Origin of the sequence: Myroides pelagicus, from assembly GCF_009711055.1 — a bacterium.
Classification (GTDB): Bacteria; Bacteroidota; Bacteroidia; order Flavobacteriales; family Flavobacteriaceae; genus Flavobacterium; species Flavobacterium pelagicum.
In genome coordinates this window covers 22863-35909 of sequence record NZ_WMJY01000018.1, presented here as the reverse complement: position 1 = coordinate 35909, position 13047 = coordinate 22863, and the positions used below count along the sequence as shown (strand labels likewise).

Annotated in this window: 11 protein-coding genes; 9 read left to right on the top strand and 2 right to left on the bottom strand. The window is 35.5% G+C overall.

Features of this window, described 5'->3' with window-relative positions; all coding sequences use genetic code 11:
• Positions 1–119: 119 nt before the first annotated feature.
• The 8 genes from hisG to hisIE are packed head-to-tail and all read left to right on the top strand — an operon-like array spanning position 120 to position 7030.
• Positions 120–977: an ATP phosphoribosyltransferase gene (gene hisG, locus GJV77_RS09035; RefSeq protein WP_155036043.1), complete on the top strand. Its 858-nt coding sequence runs from the start codon at positions 120–122 to the stop codon at positions 975–977.
• A gap of 13 nt (positions 978–990) precedes the next feature.
• Entirely contained in the window at positions 991–2280 is a 1290-nt protein-coding gene (hisD, locus tag GJV77_RS09030) for a histidinol dehydrogenase (protein ID WP_155036042.1), read from the top strand.
• Positions 2273–3337, top strand: a complete 1065-nt coding sequence (hisC, locus tag GJV77_RS09025) for a histidinol-phosphate transaminase (RefSeq protein ID WP_155036041.1) — start codon at positions 2273–2275, stop codon at positions 3335–3337. The genes hisD and hisC overlap by 8 nt, the downstream gene beginning before the upstream one ends.
• Complete coding sequence (gene hisB / locus GJV77_RS09020; protein WP_162521597.1) at positions 3312–4403, top strand: bifunctional histidinol-phosphatase/imidazoleglycerol-phosphate dehydratase HisB; 1092 nt, start codon at positions 3312–3314, stop codon at positions 4401–4403. The genes hisC and hisB overlap by 26 nt, the downstream gene beginning before the upstream one ends.
• The gene (hisH, locus tag GJV77_RS09015; RefSeq protein WP_155036040.1) at positions 4400–4981 is read left to right on the top strand and encodes an imidazole glycerol phosphate synthase subunit HisH; all 582 of its coding nucleotides are present in this window, start codon (positions 4400–4402) and stop codon (positions 4979–4981) included. Before hisB ends, hisH begins: the two co-directional genes overlap by 4 nt.
• Positions 4978–5691 (top strand): 1-(5-phosphoribosyl)-5-[(5-phosphoribosylamino)methylideneamino]imidazole-4-carboxamide isomerase, encoded by a 714-nt coding sequence (gene hisA, locus GJV77_RS09010; RefSeq protein ID WP_155036039.1) that lies wholly within the window; start codon positions 4978–4980, stop codon positions 5689–5691. The genes hisH and hisA overlap by 4 nt, the downstream gene beginning before the upstream one ends.
• Positions 5685–6437, top strand: coding sequence for an imidazole glycerol phosphate synthase subunit HisF (gene hisF, locus GJV77_RS09005; protein ID WP_155036038.1), 753 nt, complete (start codon positions 5685–5687; stop codon positions 6435–6437). Before hisA ends, hisF begins: the two co-directional genes overlap by 7 nt.
• On the top strand, positions 6434–7030 hold the full coding sequence (gene hisIE, locus GJV77_RS09000) for a bifunctional phosphoribosyl-AMP cyclohydrolase/phosphoribosyl-ATP diphosphatase HisIE (RefSeq protein WP_155036037.1): 597 nt from the start codon (positions 6434–6436) through the stop codon (positions 7028–7030). The genes hisF and hisIE overlap by 4 nt, the downstream gene beginning before the upstream one ends.
• A gap of 79 nt (positions 7031–7109) precedes the next feature.
• Here hisIE and purL read toward each other — a convergent pair whose 3' ends face one another.
• Positions 7110–10781 carry a phosphoribosylformylglycinamidine synthase gene (gene purL, locus GJV77_RS08995; protein WP_155036036.1) on the bottom strand — a complete coding sequence of 1224 codons (3672 nt, stop codon included), beginning with the start codon at positions 10779–10781 and terminating at the stop codon, positions 7110–7112.
• Between the two features lie 483 nt (positions 10782–11264).
• Here purL and GJV77_RS08990 point away from each other — a divergent pair, with 483 nt between their 5' ends.
• Complete coding sequence (locus GJV77_RS08990; protein WP_155036035.1) at positions 11265–11969, top strand: polysaccharide deacetylase family protein; 705 nt, start codon at positions 11265–11267, stop codon at positions 11967–11969.
• On the opposite strand, the gene GJV77_RS08985 is transcribed toward GJV77_RS08990, so the two are convergent.
• Entirely contained in the window at positions 11961–13046 is a 1086-nt protein-coding gene (locus GJV77_RS08985; protein WP_155036034.1) for a glycosyltransferase, read from the bottom strand. The two genes, GJV77_RS08990 and GJV77_RS08985, sit on opposite strands and share 9 nt — an antisense overlap.
• Position 13047 lies beyond the last annotated feature (1 nt).

Below are 13047 nucleotides of genomic sequence, written 5' to 3'. Positions count from 1 at the left end.
TATTTGAATCAAAAATATCTAATTATCCCGTTTGAGTAAATCAGACGGGATTTTTTGTTTTAAGCCTATTGCTATTTGATACTTCCTATCGATTTACTCAGACTTTAATCTAAAATAATATGAGTAAATTAAAAATTGCAATTCAGAAAAGTGGGCGTTTAAGTGAAAAATCCCTAGAATTATTAAAAGAATGTGGCATTAAATTTCCTAATGGTGGAGGTAAATTAATAGCTGAAAGTAAGAATTTTCCAATCGAGGTATTGTTTTTACGCGATGACGATGTTACAAAGTATGTAGAACAACAAGTTGCGGATATCGGTATTATTGGTGAGAACGTGTATTTAGAAGCAAACTTACCAGTTAACGTTTTAGAGTATTTGGGCTTCGGTAGTTGCCGTTTGAGCTTGGCTGTTTCTAAAGGTGAAGATTACCGAGGAATTGAATATTTTGAAGGAAAAAAAATAGCTACTTCCTATCCTTTTATTTTAGAACAATACTTAAAAGAGAAGAACGTAAATGCCTCTATAGAATTTATTTCTGGAAGTGTTGAAATTGCTCCTAGTATTGGCCTAGCAAACGGTGTTTGTGATATTGTAAGCAGTGGCTCTACACTGATGTCTAATGGATTAAAAGAGGTAGAAAAAGTCTTAGATAGCCAAGCTATATTGATTAGTAGTCAAAGCTTAAACCAAGAGAAGCAAGCTCTACTAGATAAGCTATTGTTTCGTATTAAATCTGTGCTAAATGCAAAAGAACGCAAATATATTCTCTTAAATGCTCCTAACGATAAACTAGAACAAATCATAGCTATTCTTCCTGGAATGAAAAGTCCGACCATATTGCCACTAGCAGATCAAGGGTGGAGTAGTTTGCACTCTGTAATTCAAGAGGATCAGTTTTGGGATATTATAGATGAATTAAAAGGACTAGGAGCAGAAGGTATTTTAGTTGCTCCAATTGAAAAAATGATTTATTAAAAACAAAGGACTTATGAAAACAATATATCAACCACCTTTTCAAGAATGGGAGCAGTTAATTAAACGTCCAACTATTAAAACAGAAAGTTTGAATGAAAGTATCTCTATGATACTTAATCAAGTTAAGCTAAGAGGAGATGAGGCCATTCGAAGTTTTACTTCTCTTTTTGATGAAGTGCAATTAACTGACCTACAGGTCAATCAAGAAGAGTTGAAAGCATCATCTAAATTAGTTAGTCAAGAGATAAAACAAGCTATTGAAGTTGCCGCGAGTAATATAAAGAAATTTCACCAGTCTCAAGTTCATACGGAGGAAGTAATTGAAACCACTGATGGTGTAAACTGTTGGCGAAAAAGCGTAGGTATTGAAAGGGTAGGCTTGTATATTCCAGGAGGGACAGCACCATTATTTTCAACTTTATTGATGTTAGCCATTCCGGCCCAAATAGCCGGATGTAAGCAAATTGTGTTGTGTACTCCGTGTAATAAACAAGGAAAAGTAAATGAAGTAGTACTGTATGCAGCACAATATTTAGGAATAGATACTATTTTTAAAATAGGAGGAGCTCAAGCTATTGCAGCAATGGCTTATGGTACAGAGAGTGTACCTCAGGTATATAAAATATTTGGACCAGGAAATCAATATGTAACGAAAGCGAAGGAGCTTGTGCAAACACAAGGAGTAGCCATTGATATGCCTGCAGGACCAAGCGAAGTATTAATTATAGCAGATGAACAGTCTGATGCTGAATTTATTGCTGCGGATTTATTGTCACAAGCTGAGCACGGTATTGATAGTCAAGTAGTATTTGTGACTACAAGTACAAAAAAAATTGAAGAAGTTAATGAGGCTATAAATAAGCAACTGGAAGAATTGCCTAGAAAAGAACTTGCAAAGCAAACTTTAAATAATAGCCTGATGGTTGAATTTGCTACTTTGAAAGAGTGTATTGCTTTTAGTAATGCTTATGCTCCAGAACACTTAATCTTGAATATTGATCATGCAGAACAATATGTTGATTTAGTGGTGAACGCTGGCTCAGTGTTTTTAGGAGCATATTCTTGTGAGAGTGCAGGTGATTATGCTAGTGGTACTAACCACACATTGCCTACTAATGGATATGCGAAGAACTATAGTGGGGTATCGGTGGATAGTTTTGTTAAGAAAATTACTTTCCAACAATTGACTAAGCAAGGATTGCAGAATATCGGAAAAGCAATTGAAGTAATGGCTGAAGCAGAACAATTAATTGCGCATAAAAATGCAGTAAGTATTCGACTAAAAAAGCTAAGTAATGAGTAGAGTTAATTTAAATGTTAGTAAATTAGTAAGAGCTAATATCGCTAAGTTGTCGCCTTATACGAGTGCTAGAGATGAATATAAAGGAGATAAGGGGGTGTTTTTAGATGCAAATGAGAACCCTTTTGGTACGGTTAATCGTTATCCAGATCCTTATCAAAATCGATTGAAAGAAGTAATCAGTGAGATAAAAGGAGGTAGTGTAAAGGAATTGTTCTTAGGAAATGGGAGTGATGAAGCAATTGATTTAGCCTTTCGAATTTTTTGTGAACCCAATATGAATAAAGCTATTGTGTTTACTCCAACATACGGTATGTATGAAGTTTATGCTAATGTAAATGCTGTAGAATTAATAACGATTCCTTTGAATAGTGAATTTCAGATTGATACGAAAATTGTAGAACCTTATTTAAAAGATGAAGCTGTAAAGCTTATGTTTATTTGTTCGCCAAATAATCCTACAGGAAACTTAATTAATAGAGAAACCATTACACGAATACTTGAGCAATTTAAAGGGATAGTTATATTAGATGAAGCTTATATTGATTTTAGCAAAGAAGCATCTTGGCTTGCAGCATTAGCTCAATATCCTAATTTAATCATTTTGCAAACTTTGTCTAAAGGCTGGGGAATGGCAGGTCTACGTATTGGTTTAGCGTGGATGAGTGAAGAATTACTTTACTTTTTTAATAAAGTTAAGTCACCTTATAATCTGAGTAGTATTAATCAAGAGCAAGCAATTGAAATATTAAGGGATAGTGATGGATTTGATCAAAGAATTGCATTGCTTCTAAGTGAAAAAGAAAGAGTGAGAAATGCACTGATGAATTTGTCAATTACACAAGTGGTTTATCCTTCAGATGCTAACTATCTCTTAGTTAAGTTTAACAATGCTAATCAGTTGTATGAGGAATTGATTAATCGACAAATTATAGTCCGAAACCGAAGTAAAGTAGTTGATAATACACTGCGTATATCTATAGGTTTACCAGAAGAAAATAACCAATTATTAACAGCACTAAAAGCGATAACCAGTGAAAAAGAAAGTATTATTTATTGATAGAGATGGAACTATCATAAAAGAGCCTGAAGATTTTCAGATCGATAGTTTTGAAAAATTAGTGTTCCTTCCAAAGGTGATTTCTAGCTTGTCTAAGATTGCACGTGAATTAGATTATACACTAGTCTTAGTTAGTAACCAAGATGGTTTAGGTACCAACTCCTTTCCTGAAGAGACATTTTGGCCTGTACAGAACTTCATCTTGAGTACGTTAGCAGATGAAGGGGTTGTATTTACAGATATTTATGTAGATGATTCTTTTGAATATGAGAATAAACCAACACGTAAACCGGGCTTAGGAATGTTAGGAAAGTATGTCTACGGAGAATACGATTTGGTTAATTCATTTGTATTGGGTGACCGTCAGACAGATATACAACTAGCAGATAATTTAGGTAGTCAAGCTATTTATATCAATGAGGACAATGATGATCGAGCTGCGTTATCTACAATGGACTGGGAAGAGATTTATCAGTTTTTAAAACAACAACCTCGAATTGGTAAGGAGTATAGAAAGACAAATGAAACAACTATTGATATAGAAGTCAATTTAGATAATGCTAAAGTTTGTAAGATTAATACTGGTTTGGGCTTTTTTGATCACATGCTAGAACAAATCAACAGACACGGTAATATTGGGTTAAAGATAGAAGTGAAAGGTGATTTACAAGTAGATGAACACCACACGATAGAGGATACAGCTATTGCATTGGGAACCGCTTTTAAAAAAGCATTAGGAACAAAGAAAGGCATTGAACGTTATGGATTCTTGTTGCCAATGGATGAATGTATCGCTCAGGTAGCAATTGACTTCGGAGGTAGGTCTTGGTTAGTTTGGGATGCGGAGTTCAAAAGAGAAAGGGTTGGAGATATGCCTACCGAAATGTTTTATCATTTCTTTAAATCTTTTTGCGATGCAGCGAGTTGTAACTTAAACATTAAAGTAGAGGGGGATAATGAACACCACAAAATAGAGTCTATTTTCAAGGCATTTGCCAAGGCTATTAAAATGGCAGTGAATCAAACAACGAATTATAACATACCTAGTACAAAAGGAATCCTATGATAGCAATACTAAAATACAATGCAGGCAATGTACAATCTGTTGAGAATGCTATTCAACGATTGGGCTATAAGACTATTGTTACAGATGATGTAGCTATTCTAAAATCAGCAGATAAAGTGATCTTTCCTGGAGTGGGAGAAGCATCATCAGCTATGGAATACTTGGTTGAGCGGGGCTTAGATCAAGTGATAAAAGAGTTAAAAAAACCAGTATTAGGAATTTGCTTAGGAATGCAATTGATGTGTGCCTTTAGTGAAGAAGGAAATACCAAAGGTATTGGTGTTTTCTCAAATGTAGTGAGGAAGTTTCCTCCCTTAGAGATCGTTCCACATATGGGGTGGAATGACTTTAAGTTGTTAGAAGGGGATAGCATTTTTGAGGGGATAGCAGAAGCAGATAATTTCTATTATGTGCATAGTTATTACGCGACTTTGAATACTTGTACTATTGCTGTGAATGATTATATCCTGCCTTTTTCTGCAGCCTTACAAAAAGACAACTTTTACGCTGTACAGTTTCACCCAGAGAAATCAGGTAAAATAGGTGAGTTATTATTAAAAAATTTTTTAGAATTATGAGGATTATACCAGCAATTGATATAATAAATGGGAAGTGTGTACGCTTGTCTAAAGGGGATTATAGTACTTCAAAGGTATATAATACTAATCCTGTAGAAGTAGCTAAACAGTTTGAAGATGCAGGAATAAAATATTTACATGTAGTAGACCTAGATGGGGCTAAGTCTAAGAAAATAGTGAATGCCAAGACCTTAGAGCAAATAGCTACTCAGACTACTTTGCAAATAGATTTTGGAGGAGGAATAAAGAATACAGTTGATATTGCTACTGCATTTAATAGTGGAGCTAGACAAGTAACAGTGGGAAGTATTGCAGCGACAGAGCCTGATCTTTTTCTTGAGTGGTTAAGTTTATATGGTAATGATAAAGTGATCTTAGGAGCAGATTGTAAACAACGCAAGATTATGACTCAAGGCTGGTTAGACTCTACTGATACTGAGGTATTAGCATTTATCCAATCTTATGAGCAAAAAGGAGTGGAATATTCGATAGTAACAGATATAGAGAAAGATGGAATGCTTAACGGTCCTGCTATAGGACTGTATGAAGAGATAATATCTAATAGTAAAGTGAAACTTATTGCAAGTGGAGGGCTTACTACTGTAGAGGAGTTATATGCATTAAAAAAGATTGGCTGTGAGGGAGTGATTATCGGCAAGGCTATATACGAAGAAAAAATAACACTCAAAGAATTAAGCGAATTATGTTAAAGAATAGAATCATAGCTTGTATGGATATACAAGATGGAGAAGTCGTTAAGGGAGTCAACTTCGTTGATATTCAGCGAGCAGGTGATCCAATATCCTTAGCGCAGCGTTATGCTAATGAAGGAATAGATGAGTTAGTCTTTTTAGATATTACTGCGACAGTTGAAAATCGAAAGACTTTGATTAGTTTGGTTACAGAAATAGCAAGTCAAATTAATATACCATTTACAGTTGGCGGAGGAATTAGTACTCAAGAGCAAGCTGTAGATCTGGTACGAGCAGGAGCGGATAAAGTAAGTGTTAATTCTGCCGCGATTAAACGACCTGAACTTATTCGTGAAATAGCTGAGCTGTTAGGTAGTCAATGTGCTGTAGTAGCTATCGATACAAAGTATGAAGATGATGAGTGGTGGGTGTATAGTGCTGGAGGGAGAATCAAGACCTCGTTAAAGACGATTGACTGGGTAAAACAAGTTGAGCAATTGGGTGCTGGAGAGATACTGCTGACCTCTATGAATAATGATGGTACTAAAGATGGTTTTGCACTTGATATCACAGCAGAAGTGACTGATATTGTGAATATTCCTGTTATAGCTTCTGGGGGTGCTGGAAATATTAATCATTTTGTGGAAGTATTTTCTCAAACTAAAGCGACAGGTGCATTAGCTGCTAGTATTTTTCACTATGGAGAAGTAAATGTTTCACAGCTGAAACAGGATTTGATTAATAATAATATATGCGTAAGATGAAATTAGAAATAGACTTTCAAAAAGGAAATGGATTAGTACCTGTTATTGTGCAAGATAAAGACTCTTTGCAGGTGTTGATGCAGGGGTATATGAATGAAGAGGCTTATGAACAAACGGTAGCAGAAAGAAAGGTTACTTTCTTTAGTCGTACTAAGAATAGATTGTGGACTAAAGGGGAGACTTCGGGCAATTATTTATTAGTAAAGGAGATTAAGACGGATTGTGATAAGGATTGTCTTTTAATCACAGTACAGGCGATAGGAGCTACCTGTCATACTGGAAGTACTTCTTGTTTTGGTAAAATAAACGATAAAGGCTTTGTATATACCTTAGAACAAATTATCAGTGAACGCATAGATAACAATGTTGAGTCCTCATATACAAACCAACTTTATAAACGAGGTATTAATAAGGTGGCTCAAAAAGTTGGAGAAGAGGCTGTTGAAGTGGTGATTGAAGCAAAAGATGATAATGATGAATTGTTTAAAAATGAAGCTGCGGATTTGTTATATCACTACTTAATTCTTCTAAAGGCGAAAGGCTTTGTATTGAGCGATATAGAGTCTGTCTTAAAAGAGCGTCATGAAGAATAAAATATATAGTTTGTTTTAGGTATAGTATAAAAACAACAAAGCCTCCCATTAGGAGGCTTTGTTGTATATAGCTATTTGATTATTTAGCGTTGTTTTCTTCAATCCATTGACGTGCATTAACGAATGCTTCCATCCAAGGAGAAACTTCGTCTTTTCTTCCTTCTGGATAGTTAGCCCAGTGCCATTGAAACAATGAACGCTCAATGTGAGGCATCATCACTAAGTGTCGTCCTGTAGTATCACACATCATTGCTGTGTTAAAGTCAGAACCATTAGGGTTAGCTGGGTAAGCTTCATAAGCATATTTAGCTACGATATTGTATTTATCTTCTGTTTCAGGTAAGTTGAATTTACCTTCTCCATGAGAAATCCATACACCTAAAGTGCTTCCTGCTAATGTAGAAAGCATAATAGAGTTGTTTTCTTGGATTGTAACTGAAGTAAAGTTGCTCTCGTGTTTTTGAGAATCGTTGTGCAACATCTTACCGTGTACTTCGTGTTCTGGGTTGATTAACTCTAATTCCATAAATAACTGACATCCGTTACAGATACCTACAGATAGAGTGTCTTTACGAGCAAAGAAGTTTTTCAGCGCAGTATTTGCTTTTTCATTGTACATAAATGCACCAGCCCATCCTTTAGCAGATCCTAATACATCTGAGTTAGAGAATCCTCCTACAGCTCCAATAAATTGGATGTCTTCTAGCGTTTCTCTTCCTGAGATAAGGTCGGTCATGTGAACGTCTTTTACATCAAAACCAGCTAAGAACATTGCGTTAGCAACCTCTCTCTCTGAGTTACTACCTTTCTCTCGGATAATAGCAGCTTTAGGTCTTGGTTTAGAAGCGTCAACCACAGGTTTTTTACCGTCAAACTGAGCTGGAAAACTGAAGTTTAAAGGTTGCACTTTATAGTTGTTATAACGATCTGTTGCTTTGTTATTCTTTGTTTGTTTTTGGTCTAATAAGTAAGACGTCTTAGCCCAAGTATCTCTGATAGCAGGAACGCTAAATTCGAAGTGATCTGCTCCGTTAATGAATGACACTTTTTCATCTGTTGTTGCAGTACCAATCTTCACAGCTTCCACTCCTTTAGCAGCCAATGCTTGTTCTAAAGTTGCGTCGTCTTTAGCTTGAACGATAAGTGCAATGTTCTCGTTGAACAATGCTTTTACTGTATCTTTTTCGTTAAGAGGAGTTAAGTCGTATTTAGCACCTAAGTTCACATCTGCAAACGTCATTTCTAAAAGAGAAGTAACTAAACCACCACTTCCGATATCGTGTCCAGCAGCGATTTGTTCGTTAGCTACTAATTCTTGTACTGCATTGAATGCGTTTTTAAAATAAGTAGCATCAGTGATTGTTGGTACTTCTTGACCAATTTTGTTTAATATCTGTGCAAAAGAAGAACCTCCTAATTTGAAGTTGTCTTTAGACAAATTGATATAGTAAATAGAACCAGCGTTTTTCTTTAAAGTAGGTTCTACTATTTTAGTAATATCTGTACAGTTAGCTGCAGCAGAAATAATAACAGTACCAGGAGCGATTACTTCATCGTTAGGATACTTTTGCTTCATTGATAATGAATCTTTTCCTGTAGGGATATTGATTCCTAATTCGATAGCAAAGTCAGAACAAGCTTTTACAGCTTTGTATAAACGAGCATCTTCTCCAGCATTGTTACATGCCCACATCCAGTTAGCAGATAAAGAAACGTTTTTGATTCCATCTTTCAATGGAGCCCAAACGATATTTGATAAAGCCTCTGCGATAGCATTTCTACTTCCTGCAGCTGGATCTACGATAGCTACGATAGGAGCATGTCCTACAGTAGTAGCTATACCTTCTTTACCTTTGTAATCAAGTGCCATGGCACCTAAGTTGTTTAATGGTAATTGTAATGGACCAGTACATTGTTGCTTAGCCACACGACCACCAACACAACGGTCGACTTTATTTGTTAACCAATCTTTTGAAGCAACAGCTTCTAATTGTAATAATTGGTTTAAGTATTCTTCTACTTTTGTTACAGAGTAATCTAAGTCAGCATATACACGGTTGATTGTTTTATCATCCATGATCGTTTTTGGAGAACTTCCAAACATATCTTCAATAGCGAAGTCCATTGGTTTAGCACCGTTTGACTTAGACTCAATAGTGAAGCGGTGATCATTTGTAATCTCACCTACAGTATACATTGGAGCACGCTCTCTCTCTGCAATTTTCGCTAAAGTATCAATGTCTTTTTGTCCGATTACTAATCCCATTCTTTCTTGAGATTCGTTGCCGATGATTTCTTTAGCAGATAAGGTAGGGTCACCTACTGGTAAGTTGTCTAAGTTGATGTGTCCACCTGTTTCTTCTACTAATTCAGAGAGACAGTTTAAGTGTCCACCCGCCCCGTGATCGTGAATAGATACGATTGGGTTGTGTTCAGCTTCTACCATCGCACGTATAGCATTAGCAGCACGTTTTTGCATCTCTGGGTTAGAACGCTGAATAGCGTTTAGCTCGATACCAGAACCAAAAGCACCAGTGTTAGCAGAAGATACTGCAGCTCCACCCATACCGATTCTGTAGTTCTCACCACCTAAGATTACTACTTGGTCACCTTCTGTTGGTTTGTGTTTTAATGCTTGGTCAAGTTTACCATAACCGATACCACCAGCTTGCATGATTACTTTGTCAAACCCAAGTTTACGAGCGTCTTCTTCGTGCTCGAAAGTAAGGATAGAACCTGTAATCAACGGTTGTCCGAATTTGTTACCAAAGTCAGACGCACCATTAGAAGCTTTGATTAAGATATCAATAGGCGTTTGGTATAACCATGCTCTTTCGTCCATCGCTTGTTCCCAAGGACGGTTTTCTTCTAAACGAGAGTAAGACGTCATATAGATAGCAGTACCTGCTAATGGTAGTGAACCTTGTCCACCAGCCAAACGGTCACGTATTTCTCCTCCTGATCCGGTAGCTGCACCATTAAAAGGCTCTACAGTAGTAGGGAAGTTGTGTGTTTCTGCTTTTAATGAAATCACAGAGTCAAATTCAGTCTCTGCGTAGAAGTCTGGTTTGTCTGCTGATTTTGGAGCAAACTGTGTTACTTTAGGTCCTTTGACAAAAGCAACGTTATCTTTATAAGCTGAAACAATATCATTAGGATTTGTTTCAGATGTTTTTCTAATTAATTTGAATAGAGAAGTAGGTTGTTCTTCTCCATCGATGATGAATGTACCATTGAATATCTTGTGACGACAGTGTTCAGAATTAACCTGAGAGAATCCGAATACTTCAGAGTCAGTTAATTTACGCCCAAGTTTAGTAGATAATTCATTTAGGTAAGTAATCTCTTCGTCATTTAAGGCTAAACCTTCTTGTTGGTTGTATTTAGCAATATCTTCAATGTAGTTAATTGCTTCTGGAGCAATATTGATAGTAAAGATGTCTTGGTGTAGTGCTTCAAACTCTTGTGATAACATTGGGTCGAATGTATCACAGTCTTCTGCTTTTACAAATTCCTCAATGCGAATAATACCGTTGATACCCATGTTTTGAGTAATTTCTACAGCATTCGTACTCCACGGAGTAACCATCGTAGCACGTGGACCGACAAATTTAGCGTTGATTGTTTTCTCGTTGATGTGCTTGGCATTGCCAAATAACCAATTTAACTTTTGGATATCTTCATTAGATAAGTTGTTCTCTACTTGTACAGTGTAGAACTTTCTCGAAGGGTTTTCGAAGAAATGAATCATTACGTTAAGAATATTTAGTTGTTGTTGTAATGCACAAAAATAGTCTAAAAAATAAGATTTTAAAAATTATTATTCACCTATGATTTGACTTTCTAAAATCTTTGGAAATCGACTGGATTAGGCAGGTTTGTTTTTTGAAAAGAGTAAAGAATGAAAAGAGTAGATACTATAGTTAATTTAAAATAATCAACTTTTTTTCCAAAAGGGAAAAAGTATTTTGAATGTATTTGACTTGATCCAAAAGTGATTGAGTTGTGCTTGGGATATGGTCGGGATATTTTAGGATAAAAAGTCCCGACCATATCCCGATCATATCCCGACCACTTCCCGACCATGGCGAATGTCGTGAAAAAAAATCAAAAAATCGCGCTTGCCGCTGCACTATTTTCTATGAGATGAGAGAATATTGTACTGTAGAAGTGAATTTAAAAGTTTAAACATTGTTTTATGCTGTGCTATGCTTATTTTTGTTAAAAAAATAAAATGGCAAGACTTCCAATATTGATGTACCACAATGTAACACGTGAGAATGATAAAGTTGAGAGATTGACAATCCATCAAGATTTTCTTGAAGAACAATTTAAGTATTTGACAGAAAGGAAGTATCAAACTCATCACTTAAGTGAATTAGAAGGGAAAGAATCTTTATCGGGTAAGAATGTCGTGATTACGTTTGACGATGTGACAGTCAATCAAATGCTTTATGCTATTCCACTATTAGTGAAGTATCAATTGAAAGCAACATTTTTTATTCCATTTTTTTATATTGGTGGGACTGATGATTGGAATGAAGGTAAAGAAGCAATTATGTCAATACAACAACTGAAGGATTTACCTGATTTAATAGAGTTAGGTCATCATTCTTATAGACATAGAGCTTATGCTAATCTGTCCAATGAGGAGCTGAAGGAGGACTTTGACACTTGTTATTCGATTGCAGAGTCTAATGATCTGAAGGTTTTTCCAGCAGTAGCCTATCCTTATGGCAATTTTCCGAAAAAGGAGCCAGGAAAATCTTCTTTTTTCGACGAACTCAAGAAGAATAAGATTACCTATGGTCTTCGCATAGGTAATAAGGTAAATACATTTCCATTTAAGAACCCTTATGAAATACAACGTGTAGATGTACGTGGAAACGAGTCTATGTTTAAGTTTAAATTGAAGTTACGATTTGGTAAATTATTTTAAACATTGTTTATAGGTGTCTAAAATCAATTGGCTTACAGCATTAATCGAACAATTTTTTACGGTATAATTGTATGCGTTATTAACTAGTATGTTTGTTTTTTGGGGATTATTCAATACCTCTAGAGTGTATTCTGTTAGTTTTTCGACATCCCCAGCTTCGCATAAATATCCAGTACTTTCGTTTGTGATTGCATCTTCTGACCCACCGTTCTTCACAGCTACGACAGGCTTCTTAGCTATAAAAAAATCTAAAATAGTGGAACCAAAGCCTTCAAACCTAGAAGTAAAAAGTAAGATGTCTATTTCGGGGATAAGTTTCTTAGCGTTAGGGACAAAGCCTAAGAATTTAACATTGTTTTCGATATTTAGTTTTTTACTAAGTTGTTTTAATGAGGCTTCTAGAGGACCTTTACCTATAATTAGAAAAAGAATATCTTCTCGTTGAGTTAGAATTTTTTTAGCTGTTTTTAAAAATGTTTCATGATCCTTTTCATAAGTTAGTGCAGCTATGTATCCGATTATGACTTTAGAAGTATTAATTTGATATTCATCTTTTAATATAAACGTGTTTGTGTAATCAAAAGAGGTGTCTGTCATGCTTGGTATTACTAAAGTTTTGTTGTTTTTTGTTGTTTGATTAAAAACCCTTTGAACCGCTGTACTAATGCAAATAGTTTGATCAATATATTTATCGCTATATTTGATATTTCGACTAAACCATCCTTTTATGGGGAAAACAACTCTTCTATGTAAAATTAAAGGTTTTTTTACGCGAAATAATGCTTTAATGGCAATGGCTATATTTAGACCTTTAGACTCATGACAATGAATTAGTTCTATGTTTTTTCGTTTAATTAGTTTTTTTACATTAAGGATAGCAGAAAATTTATTAATTCCATTATTTTTCACGGGGAAACAAGGGATGTTGTTTGCAAGAGCAAAATGATGTAAGTCACTATCGGGTTTACATACTAATATAGAGTTTATACCCCTTTGTTGGTGATTTACGAGTAAATATGCTAGTTGTTGCTCACCACCCCTCCAGCCGTCTTGTAAATTTAGATGAAGAATAGTCATG